Annotated in this window: 18 protein-coding genes; 12 read left to right on the top strand and 6 right to left on the bottom strand. The window is 69.1% G+C overall.

Annotated elements, in window-relative coordinates:
* The first annotated feature begins 239 nt into the window (after window positions 1-239).
* The 5 genes from katG to KPL78_RS20565 all read left to right on the top strand — a co-directional run bounded on the left by katG (window position 240) and on the right by KPL78_RS20565 (window position 6690).
* A complete protein-coding gene (gene katG / locus KPL78_RS20585; protein ID WP_219764871.1) occupies window positions 240-2447 on the top strand; it encodes a catalase/peroxidase HPI in 2208 nt (735 codons plus the stop codon).
* Between the two features lie 310 nt (window positions 2448-2757).
* Window positions 2758-3222 carry a hypothetical protein gene (locus tag KPL78_RS20580; protein ID WP_219764870.1) on the top strand — a complete coding sequence of 155 codons (465 nt, stop codon included), beginning with the start codon at window positions 2758-2760 and terminating at the stop codon, window positions 3220-3222.
* 149 nt (window positions 3223-3371) lie between these two features.
* Window positions 3372-4307 (top strand): acetyl-CoA carboxylase, carboxyltransferase subunit beta, encoded by a 936-nt coding sequence (gene accD / locus KPL78_RS20575; RefSeq protein ID WP_219764869.1) that lies wholly within the window; start codon window positions 3372-3374, stop codon window positions 4305-4307.
* Window positions 4308-4311: 4 nt separating this feature from the next.
* The gene (locus KPL78_RS20570) at window positions 4312-5619 is read left to right on the top strand and encodes a bifunctional folylpolyglutamate synthase/dihydrofolate synthase (RefSeq protein ID WP_219764868.1); all 1308 of its coding nucleotides are present in this window, start codon (window positions 4312-4314) and stop codon (window positions 5617-5619) included.
* 36 nt (window positions 5620-5655) lie between these two features.
* Entirely contained in the window at window positions 5656-6690 is a 1035-nt protein-coding gene (locus tag KPL78_RS20565) for a lipid A deacylase LpxR family protein (protein WP_219764867.1), read from the top strand.
* Window positions 6691-6765: 75 nt separating this feature from the next.
* On the opposite strand, the gene KPL78_RS20560 is transcribed toward KPL78_RS20565, so the two are convergent.
* The 3 genes from KPL78_RS20560 to KPL78_RS20550 are packed head-to-tail and all read right to left on the bottom strand — an operon-like array spanning window position 6766 to window position 9558.
* The gene (locus tag KPL78_RS20560; RefSeq protein ID WP_219764866.1) at window positions 6766-7653 is read right to left on the bottom strand and encodes a prephenate/arogenate dehydrogenase family protein; all 888 of its coding nucleotides are present in this window, start codon (window positions 7651-7653) and stop codon (window positions 6766-6768) included.
* Window positions 7646-8728, bottom strand: a complete 1083-nt coding sequence (gene hisC, locus KPL78_RS20555) for a histidinol-phosphate transaminase (RefSeq protein WP_219764865.1) — start codon at window positions 8726-8728, stop codon at window positions 7646-7648. The genes KPL78_RS20560 and hisC overlap by 8 nt, the downstream gene beginning before the upstream one ends.
* Window positions 8725-9558 (bottom strand): chorismate mutase, encoded by an 834-nt coding sequence (locus KPL78_RS20550; RefSeq protein ID WP_219764864.1) that lies wholly within the window; start codon window positions 9556-9558, stop codon window positions 8725-8727. Before KPL78_RS20550 ends, hisC begins: the two co-directional genes overlap by 4 nt.
* A gap of 474 nt (window positions 9559-10032) precedes the next feature.
* Here KPL78_RS20550 and pnp point away from each other — a divergent pair, with 474 nt between their 5' ends.
* The 6 genes from pnp to KPL78_RS20520 all read left to right on the top strand — a co-directional run bounded on the left by pnp (window position 10033) and on the right by KPL78_RS20520 (window position 17882).
* On the top strand, window positions 10033-12246 hold the full coding sequence (gene pnp, locus KPL78_RS20545) for a polyribonucleotide nucleotidyltransferase (RefSeq protein WP_219764863.1): 2214 nt from the start codon (window positions 10033-10035) through the stop codon (window positions 12244-12246).
* Window positions 12247-12332: 86 nt separating this feature from the next.
* Window positions 12333-13733 carry an NAD(P)H-dependent flavin oxidoreductase gene (locus tag KPL78_RS20540; RefSeq protein ID WP_219764862.1) on the top strand — a complete coding sequence of 467 codons (1401 nt, stop codon included), beginning with the start codon at window positions 12333-12335 and terminating at the stop codon, window positions 13731-13733.
* A 5-nt stretch (window positions 13734-13738) separates the two neighbouring features.
* Window positions 13739-15226 carry a hypothetical protein gene (locus KPL78_RS20535; protein WP_219764861.1) on the top strand — a complete coding sequence of 496 codons (1488 nt, stop codon included), beginning with the start codon at window positions 13739-13741 and terminating at the stop codon, window positions 15224-15226.
* Between the two features lie 33 nt (window positions 15227-15259).
* Entirely contained in the window at window positions 15260-15988 is a 729-nt protein-coding gene (gene hisA / locus KPL78_RS20530; protein ID WP_219764860.1) for a 1-(5-phosphoribosyl)-5-[(5-phosphoribosylamino)methylideneamino]imidazole-4-carboxamide isomerase, read from the top strand.
* Between the two features lie 557 nt (window positions 15989-16545).
* Window positions 16546-17328: an imidazole glycerol phosphate synthase subunit HisF gene (gene hisF / locus KPL78_RS20525; RefSeq protein WP_219764859.1), complete on the top strand. Its 783-nt coding sequence runs from the start codon at window positions 16546-16548 to the stop codon at window positions 17326-17328.
* Window positions 17328-17882 carry a phosphoribosyl-ATP diphosphatase gene (locus KPL78_RS20520; RefSeq protein WP_219764858.1) on the top strand — a complete coding sequence of 185 codons (555 nt, stop codon included), beginning with the start codon at window positions 17328-17330 and terminating at the stop codon, window positions 17880-17882. The genes hisF and KPL78_RS20520 overlap by 1 nt, the downstream gene beginning before the upstream one ends.
* Window positions 17883-18305: 423 nt before the next feature.
* Here KPL78_RS20520 and KPL78_RS20515 read toward each other — a convergent pair whose 3' ends face one another.
* Both KPL78_RS20515 and KPL78_RS20510 read right to left on the bottom strand, forming a co-directional pair.
* Entirely contained in the window at window positions 18306-19589 is a 1284-nt protein-coding gene (locus KPL78_RS20515) for a glycosyltransferase (RefSeq protein WP_219764857.1), read from the bottom strand.
* A complete protein-coding gene (locus tag KPL78_RS20510; RefSeq protein ID WP_219764856.1) occupies window positions 19582-20196 on the bottom strand; it encodes a TetR/AcrR family transcriptional regulator in 615 nt (204 codons plus the stop codon). Before KPL78_RS20510 ends, KPL78_RS20515 begins: the two co-directional genes overlap by 8 nt.
* 145 nt (window positions 20197-20341) lie before the next feature.
* Between KPL78_RS20510 and KPL78_RS20505 the strand changes: the two genes are divergently transcribed.
* The gene (locus KPL78_RS20505; RefSeq protein ID WP_219764855.1) at window positions 20342-20728 is read left to right on the top strand and encodes a histidine triad nucleotide-binding protein; all 387 of its coding nucleotides are present in this window, start codon (window positions 20342-20344) and stop codon (window positions 20726-20728) included.
* Between the two features lie 240 nt (window positions 20729-20968).
* On the opposite strand, the gene KPL78_RS20500 is transcribed toward KPL78_RS20505, so the two are convergent.
* Window positions 20969-21505: a Yip1 family protein gene (locus KPL78_RS20500; RefSeq protein ID WP_219764854.1), complete on the bottom strand. Its 537-nt coding sequence runs from the start codon at window positions 21503-21505 to the stop codon at window positions 20969-20971.
* Window positions 21506-21515 lie beyond the last annotated feature (10 nt).

The raw sequence follows: 21515 nt of genomic DNA, 5'->3' as shown, positions 1-21515 counted from the left end.
CTGGACAAGCCCATGTTGCGCAACCCCACGGCTATCCGCGACGATTGGCAACGTCTATCGGGCCTTTCGGAAGTTGTCACTTCCGCAATCGTTCTTGGGCTGACAGGCTCCCCTCCGGCGGCCAGGACTGTCGGGCGACGCATAGGCGGCTGCCCGGCGGAATCGGCCGTATCGCCAGTGACTGCACGATCCTGTCCCAGGGCCGGATCGCTCAACGCCAGCCAGGAACGGAGAGAAAGATGGACGGAAACACAGCGGGCGCCGGCAAGTGCCCGGTGATGCATGGCAGGCCGACGGCGGCACGCTTCACGACCCGGTCGAACCGTGACTGGTGGCCGAATTCGCTCAACCTGCGCATCCTCAGCCAGCAATCGGCCAAGTCGAACCCGCTGGGCGCGGATTTCGACTATGCCGAAGAATTCAAGAAGCTCGACGTCGCGGCGCTGAAGAAGGACGTCATCGCGCTGATGACGGTCAGCCAGGATTGGTGGCCGGCCGATTACGGCCATTACGGGCCGTTCTTCATCCGCATGTCCTGGCATGCCGCGGGCACTTACCGGACGGCGGATGGGCGCGGCGGCGGATCGACCGGTGCGCAGCGCTTCGCGCCGGAGAATTCCTGGCCCGACAACGCCAACCTCGACAAGGCGCGGCGCCTGCTGTGGCCGATCAAGCAGAAATACGGCAACAGCATTTCCTGGGCAGACCTGCTCGTCCTCGCCGGCACCTGCGCGATGGAATCGATGGGGCTGAAGACCTTCGGCTTCGGCTTCGGCCGCGCCGACATCTGGGAGCCGGAAGAGGACATCTACTGGGGGTCCGAGGACACCTGGCTCGGCGACATGCGCTACACGGGCGACCGCCAGCTCGAGAACCCGCTCGCGGCCGTGCAGATGGGCCTCATCTACGTCAATCCGGAAGGGCCGAACGGCAATCCCGACCCGGTCGCCTCGGGCCGCGACATCCGCGAGACCTTCTCGCGCATGGCGATGAACGATGAGGAGACGGTCGCGCTGACCGCCGGCGGCCACACCTTCGGCAAGTGCCACGGCGCCGGTGACGCCACGCTGGTCGGTCGCGAGCCGGAAGCCGCCCCGATGGAGCAGATGGGCCTCGGCTGGAAGAGCACCTTCGGGTCCGGCAAGGGCGTCGATGCCATCACCTCCGGCATCGAGGGCGCCTGGACGCCCACGCCGACCAAGTGGGATGTCAGCTATTTCGACATGCTGCTCGGCTTCGACTGGGAGCTGACCAAGAGCCCCGCCGGCGCGCATCAGTGGAAGCCGAAGGATCCGGCCGCGCAGACCCTGGTCCCCGACGCGCATGACCCGTCGAAGCGCCACCCGCCGATGATGACGACGGCGGACATGGCGATGAAGATGGACCCGATCTACGCCGAGATCTCCAAGCGCTTCCACGCCAATCCGGACCAGTTCGCCGACGCCTTCGCCCGCGCCTGGTTCAAGCTGACCCATCGCGACATGGGGCCGAAGGTCCGCTACCTGGGCCCGCTCGTCCCGGCCGAGGACCTGATCTGGCAGGACCCCGTCCCGCCGGTGACGCACGCGCTGATCGACGATGCAGACATCGCGACGCTGAAGGCGCAGATCCTCGCCGCGGGCCTGTCTGTCCAGCAGCTCGTCTCCACCGCCTGGGCCTCGGCCTCGACCTTCCGCGGGTCCGATCGCCGCGGCGGGGCGAATGGCGCGCGCATCCGCCTCGCGCCGCAGAAGGACTGGGAGGCGAATGAGCCGGCGAAGCTCGCCGAGGTACTCGGCAAGCTCGAAGCGGTGCAGAAGGCGTTCAACGCCTCCGCGACCGGCGGCAAGCAGGTCTCGCTGGCCGACCTGATCGTGCTCGGCGGGTCCGCCGGGATCGAGCTCGCGGCCAAGGCAGCCGGCCATGACGTGACGGTGCCCTTCGCGCCGGGCCGGACCGATGCGACGCAGGACCAGACCGACGCCCATTCCTTCGAGCCGCTGGAGCCCGAGGCGGACGGGTTCCGCAACTACCGCAAGGCCCGCTACACGGTCTCGGCCGAGGAGCAGCTTGTCGATAAGGCGCAGCTCCTCACGCTGACGGCGCCGGAAATGACGGTCCTGGTCGGCGGCCTGCGCGTGCTCGGCGCCAACCATGGCGGGTCGTCGCACGGCGTCTTCACGTCACGCACGGGCACGCTGACGAACGACTTCTTCGTCAACCTGCTCGACATGGGCACGGCCTGGGCGCCGACGGACGAGACGGCGGAAGTCTTCGAAGGCCGCGACAGCAAGACCGGCGCGAAGAAGTGGACCGGCACGCGGGTGGACCTGGTGTTCGGGTCGAACTCGCAGCTCCGCGCGCTGGCGGAGGTCTACGCGCAGGCCGATAACGGGCCGAAGTTCGTGAAGGACTTCGTCGCGGCCTGGGTGAAGGTGATGAACGCGGATCGGTTCGATCTGCGGTGAGGGCGTGTTGGAGAGGGGCTCTGCCCCTCTCCAAACCTCACCCCGCCAAAGGTCACAGGGCCTTTGGAAACCGTCACTTGGCGCCCTGCGCCGCGGTCCGGCCATCGTGAGACGCGCGGTTCGCGCCCAGCGTCAGGAAGCAGGACCGGGCGCTGTGCGCCGTGCGCGCTTCGAATTCTGGGAGGGGGCCTCCCCGCCCAGCTCCAGGTATCGGTTTCCAAAGGCCCTGTGGCCTTTGGTTGGGGGAGGTCCGGAGGGGCAAAGCCCCCTCCGGTCTCACGGGGCGCAAGACCCCGAAGGGAGGAAGGAAATGGCCAGCACCGCGGACAACGCGGCGCGCGAGGAGGTACGCCAGGCGGGCCTGTCCGCTGACGGCCCCGTGCCGCGCCTGCTGACGCTGTTGCGCACCGCCGAGGAGACGCATCTCGACATTGCCGAGGCGCAGCGCATCGCCGCCGAGGGCGGCCTGGCGATTGGGCGTGCCGAGATCGGCGACCTGATGGAGGCGATGGTCGCGCATGGATTGCTCGGCCGTGTGCCGACGGCCGGAGGCGTGCTGCTCTACGACACCATCGCGCATCCGCATTCCCACATGCTGGATGAGGCGACGGCGACGATGGTGGACCTCGATGTGACACCGGAGACGCTGTCGGCGATCGTCACGCGGGCGATCGCCGAACAGCCGGGCCGCGTCGAGGTCCTGCTGCGCATCCGCGCGCCGGAGAAGGCGCGCGACGGTCCGACGAAGCGCGGCAGGCCACGGCGCGGAGCCTGAGGCGGGAGCAGTTGCCCTCGCGCTCGACTGCGTATCAACCAATGGTTGATGTGTGTGAGGCACCCATCCGCATCCCCACCCCTTGCGCCCGCCCCCCCGCAACCCCTACTCCCTCCCCGCGCGGCGCCGGCGCCGCCCGAGGGACTGCGATGAACTGGATTTCCGACTGGGCCCTGCCGAAGATCTCGGGCCTGTTCAAGCGGGACGTGCCCGAGAACCTCTGGCACAAATGCCCCGCCTGCGAGCAGATGATCTTCCGCCGCGACCTTGAAGCCGCGCTGCATGTCTGCCCGCATTGCGGCCACCACATGCGCATCGCGGCCGTGCGCCGGCTGGAGATCACGCTCGATCCCGGCTTTTCCCGCATCGAGCTGCCGCGCGCCCCGGCCGATCCGCTGCGCTTCCGCGACCAGCGCCGCTATGCCGACCGGTTGAAGGAAGCGCAGGTGAAGTCGGCGATGGACGATGCCGTCGCGGTGGCGCATGGCGCCATCGACGGTCAGCGTGCCGTCGTCGCCGCCATGGAATTCGCCTTCATGGGCGGGTCGATGGGTGCCGGCGTGGGCGAGGCCATTGTCACCGCCGCCAAGCTCGCCGTGCTGCAGGACGCGCCGCTGATCGTCTTCACCGCCTCGGGCGGGGCGCGCATGCAGGAAGGCGCGGTGTCGCTGATGCAGATGCCGCGCACGGTCATCGCCTCCCGCATGGTCAAGGAAGCGGGGCTGCCCTTCATCGTCGTGCTGTGCGACCCGACCACGGGCGGCGTCACCGCCTCCTTCGCCATGCTGGGCGACATCCAGATCGCCGAGCCCGGCGCGATGATCGGCTTCGCCGGTGCCCGCGTGATCGAGCAGACGGTGCGCGAGAAGCTGCCCGAGGGCTTCCAGCGCGCCGAATACCTGCTGGAGCATGGCATCCTCGACATGGTGGTGAAGCGCGGCGAGATGCGCGCGACGCTCGCGCGCGTCATCGGCCTGCTGCGCGTGCCCCTGCTGCCCTCGGCCGAGGTGCCGCCCGCGATCGAGGAAGAACCACCGCCGTCGCCACCACCGGCCGAGGAGACTACCGCCCCGGCCCAGGGCTGATCCCATGTCCCGCGCCGAGGCCATTATCGACCGCCTGCACGCGCTGCATCCGAAGCTGATCGACCTCAGCCTCGATCGCATGCATCGCGCGCTGGCGAAGCTGGGTCATCCCGAACGCAAGCTGCCGCCCGTGATCCATGTCGCGGGCACGAACGGCAAGGGTTCGACCTGCGCCTTCCTGCGCGCCATCGCGGAAGCGGCGGGCCAGCGCGTGCATGTCTATACCTCCCCCCACCTGGTGCGCTTTCACGAGCGCATCCGTCTGGCCGGCGAGTTGGTGAGCGAAGACGCGCTGATCGCCGCGCTGGAGGAGGTGGAGACAATCAACGCCGGCGAGCCCATCACCGTCTTCGAGATCACCACCGCTGTCGCCCTGCTGCTGTTCAGCCGCGTGCCCGCGGACCTGCTGGTGCTGGAGGTTGGCCTGGGCGGCATCTACGACGCGACGAATGTCGTGGACCGGCCCACGGCCACCGCGATCGCGTCCATCTCCATGGATCACATGGATTTCCTCGGCGACAGCCTGGCCGGCATCGCCGGCGAGAAGGCCGGCATCATGAAGGCCGGCGTGCCCTGCGCGACCGGCCTGCAGGACCCGGTTGCGATGGCGGTGCTGGAGCGCGTCGCGGCGGAACGCGGCGCAACGCTGCTCGCCCGCGGCCGCGACTGGCGCTGCGAGGTCACCGAAGCCGGCATGCGCTACGCCGACGCGCGCGGCGCGCTGGACCTGCCGCGCCCCGGTCTCCCCGGCCCGCATCAGGCGGACAATGCAGGCATCGCCATTACCGCCCTGCGCGCCTGGGGGCCGCACTGGCTGACCGACGACGCAATCGCGCGCGGCGTTGCCGCCGCCGAATGGCCGGCACGGCTGCAGCGGCTGACCGGTGCGCTGGCGCAGTCGCTGCCCGCCGGCTTCGAATTGTGGCTCGACGGCGGCCACAACGCCGGCGCCGGCGTCGCGCTGGCGGAACACCTCGCGACCTGGCGCGACCGGCCGCTGCATCTCGTCGTCGGCATGAAGACGGGCAAGGCCAGCGCGGCGTTCCTGCGCCCGCTGATCCCGTTCGCGACATCCCTGCATGCGGTGGCGGAACCGGGCCAGCATCTGGCGATGCCCGTGGCGGATATCGTCACGGCCAGCGGCGGCGTTGCTGTTCCCGGCCCGACCATCGCCGCCGCGCTTGGCCGCATCGCGCGCGACCAGCCCCCGGGGCGGGTGCTTATCTGCGGCAGCCTCTACCTGGCCGGGGAAGTTCTGAAGGCCGAGGCCGCACCGGAGCTGGCCGAAACCGGGCCCGTCCGACAACCCTGACTGTCCCGGCGAGTTATCCTCCGGGAGCGCCGCGGGATGGCGCCCGTTGTCATGGGGGTGCTTGCGATGCCGAAATGGTATGTCTTGGGGGTCTGCATGCTGGCCGGCGCGCTGGCCTCGCCGGCCGCCGCCCAGACCACCCTGCCGCCCCCCGATCCGGAGGGCACGCTCGGCCTGTCGGTCGAGAACGACGTGCTCAACGGCACCGATCGCAACTACACCAATGGCCTGCTGCTGACCTGGCGATCCCCGTCGGCGGATCTGCCTGGGCCCCTGGCCTGGATCGACCGGCAGCTCGACCTCATCCAGGGGCCGGGCCGGACCCGCTGGGGCCTCGCCTTCGGCCAGTCCATCTTCACCCCCGCCGATACCGAAGCCACCATCCCCGATCCCAATGACCGACCCTATGCCGGGCTGCTCTACGGCGCCCTGTCGCTGTCGCGCGTCACGGACACCTCCCTATCGGTGCTCGAGCTCCAGGCCGGGATGATCGGACCCTCGGCCGGAGGGAAGTTCGTGCAGAACGGATTCCACTCCTTCATCGGCACCACCAGTTCAAATGGCTGGGACTACCAGCTCAATGACGAACCCGTCGTGGCGCTGATCCTCGACCGCAAATGGCGCGTGCACCTGGCAGGGGACGAGAACTTCGCCGCCGAGTTGCTGCCCTCCGCGACGATCAGCGTCGGCAATCTCGCCACCTATGCCGGTGGCGGCGCCCTGTTCCGCATAGGCCGCAATCTCGAAGCTGATTTCGGCCCGCCGCGCATCCGTCCCGCACTGGCCGGCAGCGCCTTCTTCCAGCCGCAGGGCGACAGTTTCGGCTGGTATCTCTTCGCCGGCGCGGAGGCCCGTGCCGTCGCGGTCGATGTGCTGCTGGACGGCAATACCTGGTCGGACAGCCGCAGCGTGGACAAGCGGCCGCTGGTGGCCGACCTGCAGGCGGGCGTGGCTGTGATGTGGCGCGGCGTGCGCATCGCGCTGACGCAGGTGTGGCGGACCGAGGAATTCTACGGCCAGCGCGGCGGCATGCAGCAATTCGGGTCGCTGAACGTGTCGTTCAGGTTCTGACGCCGGCCGGCCCGCTCGACAGGCCTGCCGCGCGGCGGGCGGAGCTCGGAGGGGCAAAGCCCCTCCCCGACCGCGTCAGGCCTGCTTCCGCTCGATCAGCTCGCGCCGGATCTTCCGTCCGCGCCGGATGCGGTCCTCGATGAATTCCGCCTGCCCGTAGCGCACCGCGCGGCCAAGCGCGTGCGCATCCTCGCTGAACCGTGCGAGCATTTCGAGCAGCGCCTCGCGGTTGTTGAGGAAGACGTCGCGCCACATGTCGACATCGCTCGCCGCGATGCGCGTGAAGTCGCGGAAGCCGGACGCCGCGAACTTCATCACCGCCTCCTTGGTCTCCTCGGCCAGGTCGTCCGCCGTGCCGCAGATGGTGAAGGCGATCAGGTGCGGCAGATGCGACACCATCGCGACGATCTTGTCATGCGTCGTGGGGTCCAGCGTCTCGATCATCGACCCGCAGCGGCGCCACAGCTCGCGCACCTTCTCCACGGCGCCGGGGTCGGACCCCGGCAGCGGGGTGATGATGGCGTAGCGGCCGTCGAACAGCTCGGGGAAGCCGGCATCCGGGCCGGAATATTCGGTGCCGGCCATGGGATGCGCCGGGACCAGGTGGACGCCTTCGGGCAGCAGCGGCGTCAGGTCGCGGATCACGCTGCCCTTGGTGGAGCCGACATCCGTCAGGATGCAGCCCTTCGCCAAATGCGGTGCGATCTGCGCCATCACGGTCGCATAGACGCCGACCGGCACGCAGAGGATCACGCAGTCGCAACCCTCCACGGCCTTGCCGATGTCGTCCTCGACCACATCGACGATGCCGAGTTCGCGCACCCGCGCCAGCGTCTCCGCCCGGCGCGTGGTGGCGACGACGGTGCGGGCGATGTCGCCGCGCTTGCGCGCCACGCGCGCGATGGACGACCCGATCAGCCCGATGCCGATCAGGCAGAGCCGGTTGAACAGAGGCTCAGCCATGCATGAACGCGGTCAGCGCCTCGATCACCATTGTGCATTCCTCGGCGGTGCCGATGCTGATGCGCAGGCAGGACCCAAGGCCGTAGCCGCCCATGGCGCGCACGATCAGCCCGCGGGATTTCATCGCGTCATCCGCCGCCTTCGCCTTCGCCGCCGTGCCGAAATCGGCGAGCAGGAAGTTGCCCTCGCTCGGCCAGACCTTGATGCCGGCGGCTTCCAGCCCCGCCGTCACCTTGGCGCGCCATTCCGTGTTGTGGGCGACGGACTTCTCGATCCAGCCCTTCTCGGCGAGTGCGGCGACGCCGGCGGCCATCGCCGCGGCATTCACGTTGAACGGCCCGCGCACGCGCGACAGCACATCGACGATCGGCGCCGGCGCGTAGGCCCAGCCGAGCCGCATCCCGCCCATGCCGAAGATCTTGGAGAAGGTGCGCGTCATGACAGTGTTGCCGGAGGCATCCACCAGCTTGGCGCCCGCGTCGTAGTCCGGCCGCGTGACGTATTCGGCATAGGCGCTGTCGAGCACCAGGAGGATGTCCTCCCGCAGCCCGGCACGCAGGCGGTCCACTTCCGACTGCGGCAGGATCGACCCGGTCGGGTTGTTCGGGTTCGCCAGGAAGACCAGGCGGGTGCGCGGGCCGACGGCGGCCAGCATGCCGTCCACATCGGTGGTCAGGTTCTTCTCCGGCACCTTGATGATCTGGCAGCCGGCCCAGCGGCCGGTGATCTCGTACATCAGGAAGCCATGGGCGCTCATCACGATGTCCGTGCCCTCGCCGCCATAGGCGAGGATGATCAGCGCCAGCAATTCGTCCGACCCATTGCCGACTACGATGCGTGCGGGGTCGAGCCCGAAGCGGGCCCCGATCGCCTCGCGGATCGCCTTGCCCGACCCGTCCGGATATCGATGCGCCTCGGCCGCCATGGCGCGGATCGCCTCAATGGCGCCGGGCGGGGGACCGAAGGCGCCCTCGTTCGAGGACAGCTTCACGATCCGGTTCACGCCCGGGATCTTGGACTCACCGCCGACATAGGGCTCGACCGACAGGATCGAGGGGCGGGGCATCACGGTCATGGCTGGTCTCCAGGAACCGGCGCGGAATAGGCGCCGAGAATGGTGCGCCGCGGCCAGGGCAGCGCGGCGAGGCGCGGATCTTCCGCGCCCAGGAATCCTTCGACCTCGGCCAGGGCGAGGGTCTCGTCCGCCGCCCGGGCCAGCAGCAGGGAGGTCATGGTGAAGCCGGCCTCCTCGAAACCCTGTGCGATGCGACCGCGAGAGGCACGGGCCTCGGCCTCGACCAGCACCAGGCTGCGATCCTCGCCCGAGGGATCGGGCGGCACCGGGGCGACGACCAGCGCACCGACCCCGTCCGTCGCGGCCATGAAGGGCAGCCGCGCGACCACCTGCAGCCGTGGCACGTCGAGCCAGGCCCACCAGGCGGTCGCCGCTTCCTCGCCTTCCGCCGGCAGCGGCAGTACGGCGACCGAGGCCTCCCCTGCGCTGACCGCGGCCAGGGCGCGGGCGGGAGTCGGATGGACACGCATCGGCGCGATCGGGCCGAAATGTTCCTGCGCCAGACGGGTTTCGCCCGCTGGGGCATGCACCGCGACCGAAACCGCGCCCTGGATGGCCGAGCTTGCCATGAAGATTTCACGCCAGATGCGCACGATGCGCTCGCGCCCCAGGCGGCCGTCATGGCGGGCGAGCAGGCGGCGCAGCACCGCCGCCTCCCGCCCCGGCCGCAGCGGTGATCCGACGCCCTTGGCCCGGCTGCCGGCAAGCCGGCCGACCACGGCGGAACGCCGCATCAGCAGGTCGTGCAGCGCGTCGTCGAGCGCATCGATCTCGCCGCGCAGGGCAGTGATCTCGTCGGGCGACACGGGCGTAGAAGGCGTATCGGGCATGGGTCCGGTTCCAATAGACGGCCGCGAAGGGCACGCCAAGCGGCCGGAACACCATCGGGGCGGCGCGCCACCCGGCGCGACCGGCGGCCCCGGACTTTCCCATGGCATTTCCCCGGGTTTCGCGCCATATGGGCGCCCGGAGGGACCCGGCCGGGATGTGCCAGGCCCCCCGACCGCCGCGATCGCGGCGGGCTGACAGCGATCGCCGCGGGCCTCAAGGACCTGACTTGCCGCGGCGTTTCCGGCCACATGGGCGGCCTTCCCGTCGCGTGACCCGCGATGGGCCCTCCCCATGCCGCCCGAGACGCCGACCAACCGGCCCCGTGTCCCGAACTCCCCGGCTCCGACCTGTTCTGCCCTCCGCGTCGCATTCCGGGGCGTGATCCGCCCCATTCCACCGTGACGGCGCCCCAGGAACCGGGCGCTCACGGTTCGCGCCGGATCCTGGGGGTCCGGCGCCCAAGAGGACGACAGATGTTCGAAAACTACTTCCGCAAGGAAATTCCCTGGGGCGGCAAGACCCTGGTGCTCGAAACGGGCAAGATCGCCCGCCAGGCCGATGGCGCCGTCGTGGCCCGCCTGGGCGACACCATCGTGCTGTGCACCGCCGTCGGCGCGCGCTCGGTGAAGCCGGGCCAGGACTTCTTCCCGCTGACCGTGAACTACCAGGAGAAGGCGTTCGCCGCGGGCAAGATCCCCGGCGGCTTCTTCAAGCGCGAAGGCCGGCCTTCGGAATTCGAGACCCTGGTCTCCCGCCTGATCGACCGCCCGATTCGCCCGCTGTTCCCCGATGGGTTCCGCAACGAGGTGCAGGTCGTCGCGACGGTGCTGTCGCACGACATGGAGAATGAGGCGGACATCGTCGCGATGGTCGGCTGCTCGGCCGCGCTGACGCTGTCGGGCATTCCCTTCTTCGGCCCGATCGCCGGCGCCCGCGTCGGCTACATCAACGGCCAGTACGTGCTGAACCCGACGCTCGAGGAGCGCAAGACCAGCGCGCTCGACCTCGTCCTCGCCGGCACCTCCGAAGGTGTGCTGATGGTGGAATCCGAGGCGCATGAGCTGACCGAGGAGATCATGCTCGGCGCCGTCGAATTCGGCCACAAGGCGTTCCAGCCGGTGATCGAGGCGATCATCGCCCTCGCTGAGGTCGCCGCCAAGGAACCCTGGGCGGTTCCCGAGGAATCCGAGGCCACCAAGGCCCTCAAGGCCCGCATCTCCGAGCTCGGCCGCGCCGACATGGCGGTCGCCTACACCGAGACGCAGAAGCTGGTCCGCCAGGAGAAGGTGGGCGCGGTGAAGAAGGCGGTGGTCGCCGCCCTGGAAGCCGAGGGCGCCGACGTCGCCGCGGCGAAGGGCCTGCTGAAGGAGCTGGAGGCGGACGTCGTCCGCAACAACATTCTCGACACCGGCCTGCGCATCGACGGCCGCGACACCAAGACCGTGCGCCCGATCATGGCCGAGGTCGGCGTGCTGCCGCGCGCGCATGGCTCGGCGCTGTTCACCCGTGGCGAGACCCAGGCGCTCTGCGTCGCGACGCTGGGCACCGGCCAGGATGAGCAGATCATCGATGCCCTCACGGGCGAGTACCGTGAGGACTTCATGCTGCACTACAACTTCCCTCCGTACTCGGTGAACGAGACGGGCCGCATGGGATCCCCGGGCCGCCGCGAAGTGGGCCATGGCAAGCTCGCCTGGCGCGCCATCCACCCGCTGCTGCCGGAGAAGGAGAAGTTCCCCTACACGGTGCGCGTCGTCTCCGAGATCACGGAGTCCAACGGCTCCTCCTCGATGGCGACCGTCTGCGGCACCTCCCTGTCGCTGATGGACGCCGGCGTGCCGCTGAAGCGCCCCTGCGCCGGCATCGCCATGGGCCTGATCAAGGAAGATCGCGGCTTCGCCGTGCTGTCCGACATCCTGGGCGACGAGGACCACCTCGGCGACATGGACTTCAAGGTGGCGGGCACCGAGGCGGGCGTGACCTCGCTCCAGATGGACATCAAGATCACGTCCATCACCTTCGAGATCATGAAGATCGCCCTGGGCCAGGCCAAGGACGGCCGCCTGCACATCCTGGGCGAGATGTCGAAGGGCCTGACCGGCCACCGCACCGATGTGGCGGCCACCGCGCCGCGCATCACCGTGATCAACGTGCCGAAGGACAAGATCCGCGACGTGATCGGGTCGGGCGGCAAGGTGATCCGCGAGATCACCGAGCAGACCGGCACCAAGATCGACATCGAGGATGACGGCACGATCAAGGTCGCCGCGACCTCGACCGAGGCGGCGCAGAAGGCGATCGACTGGATCCGCGGCATCGTGGCCGAGCCCGAGATCGGCGTGATCTACAACGGCAAGGTCGTGAAGACCGCCGATTTCGGCGCCTTCGTGAACTTCCTCGGCGCCAAGGACGGCCTCGTCCACATCTCCGAACTGGCCCAGGACCGCGTGAACAAGACCACCGACGTCGTCAAGGAAGGCGACCAGGTGAAGGTCAAGGTCATCGGCTTCGACGAGCGCGGCAAGGTGAAGCTGTCCATGCGCGTGGTCGACCAGGCCACGGGTGCGGACATCACCGAGCAGGTGGGTGCGAAGCGCCCGCGCGCGGAAGGCGAGGACGACCGTGGCCCGCGACGGGACCGTGGCGATCGCGGCCCGCGTCGCGACCGCGGCGAAGCCGCCAACTGACACTGTAACGGCGCGGCCGGGGAGCCTGACAGGAGCCCCGGCCGGTGCCATATGATCGTCATGTTCTTTCCGGGAGCGTCCGTCTCTTGAAGGCCATCAACGCGATCCGCATGGGCGGCGTCGACGTCCTGCCCCTGGTCGAGGGCGGCAAGGGAGTTTCCGTCTCCAACGGGGCCTCCTGCGGCGCCTGGGCGGCCTCGGGCGGGGTCGGCACCTTCTCCGCGGTCAATGCCGATACCTATGACGCGTCGGGCAGGCCGATCCCCCAGGTCTATCATGGCAAGACCCGCCGCGAGCGGCATGAGGAGCTGGTCCGCTACGCCATCGACGGCGCCATCACTCAGGCGAAGAAGGCGTGGGAGATGGCCGGTGGCAAGGGCCGCATCCACGCCAACATCCTGTGGGAGATGGGCGGCGCGGAGCGCGTCGCGCGCGGCATGCTGGACGGGGCCAAGGGCCTGATCCACGGCATCACCTGCGGCGCGGGGATGCCCTATCGCCTGGCCGACATCGCGCGCGACTACGGCGTGCACTACTACCCCATCGTCTCCTCCGCCCGCGCCTTCAACGCGCTGTGGAAGCGCGCCTATTCCAAGACACGGGAATGGCTCGGCGGCGTGGTGTATGAGGATCCCTGGCTCGCCGGCGGCCATAATGGCCTGTCGAACAGCGAGGACCCGCGCAAGCCCGAGGCCCCCTATGCCCGCGTGCTGAAGCTGCGCCAGCAGATGCGCGAATTCGGCCTGGACGACACCCCCATCATCATGGCCGGCGGCGTCTGGTGGCTGGAGGAATGGGAGGACTGGATCGACAACCCCGAGCTTGGGCCCGTCGCCTTCCAGTTCGGCACCCGTCCGCTGGTGACCCGCGAAAGCCCGATCTCCGACGCCTGGAAGCAGCGGCTGATGACGCTGAAGAAGGGCGACGTGCTGCTGCAGCCTTTCTCACCCACCGGCTTCTACAGCAGCGCCGTGCGCAACGAATTCCTCCAGGAGCTGGAGGAGCGCAACGAGCGCCAGGTCGCCTTCACCGCCGAACCGATCGGCGAACACCTGGCCGAATACGGCGTCGGTCCGCGCAAGCGCATCGTCTATGTCACGCCGCACGACCTGGCCCGCATCAACCACTGGGAGGCCGAAGGCTTCACCGAGGCGATGCGCACGCCGGACAACACGCTGATCTTCGTGGTGCCCGAAAAGGCGCGGGAGATCGTGAAGGACCAGGTGGACTGTATGGGCTGTCTGTCCCAGTGCCGGTTCAGCAACTGGTCGCAGCACGAACCCGATTTCTCCAACGGCAAGAAGGCCGACCCGCGCAGCTTCTGCATCCAGAAGACGCTGCAGGACGTCGCCCATGACGGGGCGATGGAACACAACCTGATGTTCGCCGGGCACAATGCCTATCGCTTCGGGTCGGACCCCTTCTACTCGAACGGGTTCGTGCCGACGGTGAAGCAGTTGGTGGAGCGGATCCTCACGGGCCGGTAGGTGCGATGGCAATCCTGCAGCTAACAGCACGCTGGATTGCTGCTCTTGCCGCCGTTTTCGTCGGTCTGAAGATCTGGCTGGCCATCGGGGCCAACAGTCTTTGGATCGACGAGTTCTACAGCATGGGACTGGCGTATATGCCGGTCCATGCGCCGACGCGCGGGCCGTATGTGCTCCCCATCGGCGTGCTGCGCTGGTCGGTGTTGCTCAGCACGGATGTCGATCCGCATTTTCCGACCATCTATGCGATCACGCGCCTGATCTCCGACGCGATCCACTTCAATGGCCTGTCGCTGGAGTATTTCGTCAGGGCCCCCCTGGTTCTGACGCTGATCGGCGTTGCCGGCCTACTCATCTGGATCTGTCTGGCGGGACGGCAGGATGCCGAAGCGCCCCTTCTCGTGTCGATCATCCTGCTCTGTCTCGTCCTCGATGCCGCATGGCGCGAGCACAGCGCGGAAGCGCGCATGTACGGTCTGATGTCGGTGACCGGAATCGCCATGCTCTGCGCCATTTCCCATGGCCGTCTGGTCCTGGCGTCCTGGCTGGGCCTGGCGCTCGCCCTGCTACATCCCTTCGGGGCGATGTTCGGCTTCGCGCCCGCCATCGTGACGCTCCTTGCCTTCCGGCAGGGCCTGTCGCGTGGAGTGGGCCTCGGAATCCTGGCGGGGCTCACCGTCGCTGCCGTGCTCGTCAGCCTCTGGATGCTCCTCAAGTTCATCCTGAAATCGTCGAGTGGCTTCACGGCCGGCGGAGGTTCGGACGACATATTCCGGGTTCTGTCCGCCCTGAACGTCTATGCCGTCGGCGGGGCGTTCCTGCTCTCGGCAGCCTGCGTCGTCGCATTCCGCAAAGGCGGCGGCCTGGACTACCGGACAGCCCTGATATTCCTGGCCCTGCTGCTGTCGGCCCTGGCCTTCCTCGGATTGCTCATCCTTCTGAAGCCGAGCACCCCGCCCTATGCAAGATATGTCAGGTGGGCGAATCCCGTTCTGTTCGTCATGGCGGCGATGGGTGCGATCATGCTGGCGCGGCATGCCGCGCCGAAATCCTTCGGCATCGCAGCTCTTCCGATGACACTCCTTGCGTCGGTTGCAGCCGTCGCCGTGGCGCGGGCCGAGCCCTTCGGACCGCCCTGGGGCAATGCGCTGCGCGAGGCCGCGCTCTATGCGAATGCCGTGGCCGATGACAGCAGCATCGTGACCCACGACTCTTTCGAGATCTTCGACCTGCCGCCGGCGTTCCGCACCGGCTTCCGTTGCTTTCGCGCCGGCCAGTCCGTGGCCTACCTGTCCCCGACGGTCCGGGAGCGCATGCCATGTCAGATTGGCAATGACGTCGCGATCCCGGCGGAGGTTCGGCAGGTCTACCTCATCCGCGAGCCGATCGCCTGGGTGGGACCGCGCAGGATCGATCTCGACGCCTTCGACAGGATCGCGACGGTCCCTTTTGGAAGCGCCTCGGTTGACGTATATCGCCGCCGCGCGGAATGAGCCGCCGCTTCCCCAGATCCTGACGGCAGGCCGATGACCCTCACCCTTTATCCCGCCATCGACCTCAAGGGCGGGCAGGTGGTCCGCCTCAAGCGCGGCGAGATGGACCAGGCGACGATCTATGCCGAGGATCCAGCTGCCCAGGCGCGGGCCTTCGTCGAGGCCGGCTTCACCTGGGTGCATGTGGTCGACCTCGACGGCGCCTTTGCGGGCAGGCCGGAGAATGCGGAGGCCGTGCGCGGCATCCTCGGCGCCGTGCCGGGCGCACGGGTGCAGCTCGGCGGCGGCATTCGCAGCATGGCGGTGGCCGAAGCCTGGCTCGCGGCCGGCATCAGCCGAATCATCCTGGGCAGCGCGGCGCTGAAGGATCCGTCCTTCACCCGCGAAGCCTGCCGTGCCTTCCCCGGGCGCGTGGCCCTCGGCATCGATGCGCGCGACGGCATGGTCGCGACGGAAGGCTGGGCGGAGACCTCCGATGTCACGGCCACCGACCTCGCAAAGCGCTTCGAGGATTCCGGCGCGGCCGCGGTCATCTGCACCGATATCGGCCGCGACGGCATGCTGGGCGGCGTGAACGTCGCCGCCACCGCGGCGATCGCCCGCGCCGTGACCCTGCCCGTCATCGCCTCCGGCGGCGTGGCGGGGGTCGAGGACCTGATCGCGCTTCAGGATGCGAAGGCCGGCATCGAAGGGGCCATCATCGGCCGCGCGCTGTATGATGGGCGCATCGAGCCCAAGGCCGCGCTGGCCGCGGCAGCCTGAGCGAAGGCAGCCCTCCGCCGGACGTTTGATAGAGGGGACTATTCGCTCGAACTGCTTCCGCCGTCGGAGCTGCCGCCGCTGTCCGAGCCGGAGGAACCCCCGGAGTCGGACGAGCCGCCCCCGTCGGACCGCGCCCCCCCCACGACCCGAACCACGATCCGCCGGTCTCGGTCTTCTTTTCCGCGGTCTCCAAGACCATCTCCGCCGAGGCGCCCGCGACCAGGACGGATGAGGAGGCGTCGTCGCCAGTATCGTCCGAGGAAGAGGACTCCGTCTCCTCATCCTGTTTCTTCCGCGTCAGGCCGCGGCGCGCTAATGCACGATCGAACGCCGCGCGCTTGCGTGGGCCCCACCAGAAGCGGGGCGTTCCCCGCTCGAGCTCATCCTCGGTGAAGACAAAGCCATCCTCCAACACGCCGATTCCGCGCATCAGATCTGCTCCCTCGTCCCGATCGCTTCACTTGACCGGACGCATCATTCCGCCGCACTCGACTGTCACGGAAGTCCAAGCCGTCACAGGCGTCGTTTTCCCGACAAGATGAAAGGTCATCCGCCCGGTGCTCGCCCTGCGCGTCATTCCCTGCCTGGATGTGAAGGACGGACGCGTCGTGAAGGGCGTGAATTTCGTCGAACTGCGTGACGCGGGCGACCCGGTGGAGCAGGCCCGCGCCTATGACGCCGAGGGCGCGGACGAGGTTACCTTCCTCGACATCACCGCCTCCCACGAGAACCGCGACACCATCCTCGACGTCGTCTCCCGCACCGCGGCCGAGGTCTTCATCCCGCTGACCGTCGGCGGCGGCGTGCGCAGCGTGGACGATGCCCGGCGCCTGCTGCTCGCCGGGGCGGACAAGGTCTCGATCAATTCCGCGGCGATTGCCGATCCCGATGTCGTGCGCCGCTGCGCCGAGGCCTTCGGCAGCCAGGCCATCGTCGTCGCCATCGACGCGCGGAAGAAGGAAACCGGCGAGGGCTGGGAGGTCTTCACCCATGGCGGCCGCCGGGGCACCGGCATCGATGCGGTGGAATGGGCGCGGCGCGTCGAATCCCTCGGCGCGGGCGAAATCCTGCTCACCTCGATGGATCGCGACGGCACCAAGCAGGGCTTCGACCTGCCGCTGACGCGCGCGGTGCGCGCGGCGATCCGCCTGCCCATCGTCGCGTCCGGCGGCGTCGGCGCGCCGGAACACTTCGTCGAGGGTGCGAAGGCCGGCGCGACCGGGCTGCTCGCCGCCAGTGTGTTTCACTACGGGGAATTCAGCATCGCCGATGCCAAGGCCGCGCTTGCCGCGGCCGGCCTGCCGGTGCGCCGGGCCCCGCGCAGCAGGAGGGCCGCGTAATGGCCAAGGAGACGAAGAAGAAGGCCGTCGCCAAGAAGGCCACGACCAAGAAGCCGCCGGCCAAGGCACCGAAGGTCCCGCTGCCCGCCGGCGTGCCGGCGACCGCGCGGGCGGCTGCCAAGGCCAAGCTGCCCAAGGTGCTGCGCAAGGCCGAGAAGCGCATGCTCGCCCCGCTGGCCCCGGCCATCGCGGGGGCCGACGCGACCATCCTCGACCGGCTGTGGAAGGTGGTCGAGGATCGCCGCCAGGCCGGCGACACCATGACGTCCCACTCCGCCCGGCTGCTCGCCCGCGGCACCGCCAAGGTGGCGCAGAAGCTCGGCGAGGAAGCGGTGGAATGCGTCATCGAAGCCGCGACCGGCAACCGCGACGCCACGGTGCTCGAGAGCGCGGACCTGCTCTATCACCTGATGGTGGTCTGGGTGGATGCCGGCATCCCGCCCCAGGCGGTCTGGGCCGAGCTCGCGAGGCGCCAAGGCATCTCCGGCATCGCCGAGAAGGCCGCGCGTCCGCGGGGTATCCTGCGCGCGGCGGGAACCAGCAAGCTGCCGTGACGGCCGGGCGGCGGCGCCGCTCTTCTTCCTGATCTGTGGAACCGAGAGGGGCTTCGTCCCTCTCGGGCTCTCCCCAGCAAAGGCCGAAGGGCCTTTGCATACCTCCCTTTGGCGCCGTGCTCCGTTGTCAGAATGCTGCCGGCACGCGCTTCGGCGCACGAAAGGCGGTTGGAGCGGCAGAGCCCTGCCACTGCGCCAGCGGAAGTGACCGGGTCGTCAGAAAGTCTTGGGAGACCTCCTTCGGGTGCTGGATACCTCGGGCAAACCCGATGCCTAGACCTGCTTTTGCGCACGGAACGCGCTGGGCGGGGCATGGAACGACCGCACCGCGCGGCATCAAGTGACGGTTTCCAAAGGCCCTGTGGCCTTTGGCTGGGAGGTTTGGAGGGGCGACGCCCCTCCAATTCCGTCGGCGCCGTCCATTCACGCCGCGTGGCGGCAGGACGGCCCGGCGAGAAGTTCCTCCAGCGCCTCCACCAGAGCATCCGGCCGCGTGGCCGCCGCGATCGCCGCACCGAGGGTCTTCGCCGCGGCCGCGTAGCGCGGTTCGCGCAGCAGCGTCGTGATGGCCTGGCGCAGCGCGGGGACATCGGCATCGGGGGTCAGCCGGATGCCCGCCCCCCGGAAGGCGACGCGCGCCGCATTGTCGTTCTGGTCGCGCCCCATGGGCAGGCAGAGCATCGGCCGCCCATGCGACAGCGCGCGCATCACCGTGCCGTGCCCGCAATGCGTCACCACCAGTGCGGCCGACCGCATCATCGCGTCATGCGACGCGCCATCGATCACCTGCGCATTCGCGGGCACGCGCAGCGCGGTGCCGGCGAGCCCCGGCCCCAGCGTGGCGACGATGCGCGCGGGCAGCGTCTCCACCGCATCCAGCAGCCGCTGGATCACGCCGGCCTGGTCCATGAAGGTCGAGCTGAGCGCGACCAGGATCATCGGGCGGGTATCGTCCGCTGCCCAGGGCGAATCCCAGTCCGGCGCCCAGCCCGGCGCATCGAGCAGCGGGCCGACATAGCGCAGCCCGGGCGGCAGCCGCGTCGCCGGGAAGTCGAAGGCGGGGCTGGTGGCGAGCAGGGTCATCGCCGCACGGGCGTGCTGGTCCTCGGGCCGCGAGACCGGTACCAGGCCATGCGCCGCGCGTGCCGCATTCAGCACCGGCAGCCTTTCGTCCAGCGCCGCGCGGAACCAGGCGGCGACGCCGGCGGCGACCTCATGCTCCTCGGCGGTGGTGGGTGGCGCTAGGCCGGGGCCAACCGGTGGCAGGCCGTCCATCGGCATGAGGTTGATGTTGCAGGCGAAGATCACGACCGGGATGCCGGCAGCCTCGCCGGCGATCGCCGGGCCGAACAGCAGGTCGGAGCACAGTAGCGCATCGGCGGGCTGGCGGCGCAGCTCGGCCATGGTGTCGGCGGCATAGTTGGCGGCCTCGCCGATCATGATGGTGTCCAGGCCACGCAGCAGGCCGCCACCGGGCTCGGTCGCCACCCAATCCTTGATGGGGTCGGAGTCCCCCCGGCGGTCGGCGCGGTTCGGCGCCGTGGTCCAGGGGCGGAAGGTCGCGCCGGCGGCCTCCATCTCGCGGCCCAGCACCGCGTCGCCCAATACCCGCACGCTGTGCCCGCGTGCCCGCAGGCGCCGGATCATGCCGAGCACGGGCGGGACATTGCCGCCGCCTTCGAAGGTGGTGATGAGGAAATCAGCCATGGTCGTTGCTCCGGGCCGCCAGGATAGCGGCGATGAGGGCGGCGATGGCCGCCTCGGTTTCGATGCGGCTGCGCCCGGCATCCCGGCGGAGCAGCTTCCAGCTGTAGACATCGGTGGCGACGATGAGCCGGTCGGTGAGCGCCTCGCGTTCCGCGGGCGGATGGGATGCGATCGGGCCGGCCAAGACTTCCCCGATCCAGGTCCGATGGTGGCGGCGGCCAAGGTCCAGCAGGGTGAACAGGCCCGGATGCCGGCCTTCCTGCGCCAGCAGGCGGATGAGCATGTCGCCGCTCGTCTCGTAGTCCGCGCCAACCGCCCGGGCGACGGCGATGGCGGTGGGCCCGGGCATCAGGGTGCGGCGGATGACCACCCCTTCGCGCATCCAGTCGACGACGGCGTCCAGCAGGCCCTCCTTGCCGCCGAACAGGCGGATGACGGTCTGGCGGGTGGTGCCGGCGGCGGTGGCGAGCTCATCCAGGGTGATCTCGTCCAGCCAGCGCTGGGCCAGCGCCTCGGCGAAGGCGGTGACGATGCGGCGGCGCGTTTCCTCGGTCGCGGCGGCGCGGGCGACTTGGCGGTAGGGGCGGGATTGGGTTTCGGCGGACATTCGCGTTACGGTCTGTTATTCGAATAACTCACCGTTATTCGAAAATGGCCCGCCTTCGCAACCAGAAAATGCGACCCGTCTTGCGCATCGCGGCCGCGCGGTGAGGATGCGCACAACGCAGCGCGCAAACCCTTGGAGTCCCGCCATGTCCGTGACCGGCCTGCCGCCCTATGACGACGCCAACATCTTCGCCCGCATCCTGCGCGGGGAGATCCCGTGCAAGAAGGTGCATGAGGACGAGCACGCCCTCGCCTTCCACGACATCAATCCGCAGACGCCGGTGCATGTCCTGGTGATTCCGAAGGGGCGCTACGTGTCGATCGCGGACTTCGGCGCGACGGCGTCGGAGGCCGAGATCGCGGGGTTCTGGCGCGCCGTGTCGAAGGTGGCGAAGGAACTCGGGCTGGAAGCCGCGGGCTATCGCGCGCTGACCAACATGGGCAGCGATGGGGGACAGGAAGTCCCGCATTTCCATGTCCACCTGTTCGGTGGACGGCGGATCGGGCGGATGGTGCCGAAGGCGGAAGGGTAGGATCGGGGAGGGGCCTCGCCTCGCGGCACCGCCCTGCCCCCTGCGGCACCGGCCTGTGCGGGCCGGTGCCGGACCTGGACATGCGCCAGACGCCGCATGTCCGGACGGCGCCTCATGCCGCCGAGCCTTGCTGATGAACTTCTCACCGGCAAGGTGAACGGTATGGCGCGCGGGGTTGGTGGGGCGGCCGCGCGCGAAACCAAGACTCTGATACCGAGCCAGCCGAAAGGCTGGCTGGTATCAGATGAGGATGCCGGTCAGCAGCCGTACCGCGATGTTCACGAGGATCGCCACGCCGATCACCGCCAGGGTGAAGGTCACGGCCTTTTCCTGCGGCACGCGCATCACCAGCGGCACGCCCAGATAGAGCGTGTAGAGCGAGTAGAAACCGCCGATCAGCGCCACCAGCCAGCCCAGGATCGGCACGATCATCGCGGCCCCCGACACCCAGGCCGCCGTGGGCGCGAAGGCGGCGAGCTTCAGCGCCGCGTCGGCATCCTGGGGGCCGCCGAAATTGGGCGCCAGCACCTCGATGATCTTCGCCGTCACGAAGACCGCGATCAGGGAGAGGATGTAGCCCACGATCGCCCCGGTCAGGGCATGGAAGGGCGCCCAGATCGCCACCAGCAGGAAGCCGGCCACGGCCGGGATCGCCGCCAGGATCATGACGTAGCGGGTGAAGAGCGGGACCAACTCCACCGGCTCGCGCGCAATGGTCCGCCATTCCTGGGCCGGCGCCAGGATCATGCCCTTCACGCGGGCGATCAGCTCGTTCATGCAGTCCTCT

Origin of the sequence: Roseomonas alba (assembly GCF_019430885.1) — a bacterium.
In the GTDB taxonomy this organism is placed as follows: domain Bacteria; phylum Pseudomonadota; class Alphaproteobacteria; order Acetobacterales; family Acetobacteraceae; genus Neoroseomonas; species Neoroseomonas alba.
This window is presented reverse-complemented; position numbering and strand designations above follow the sequence as displayed.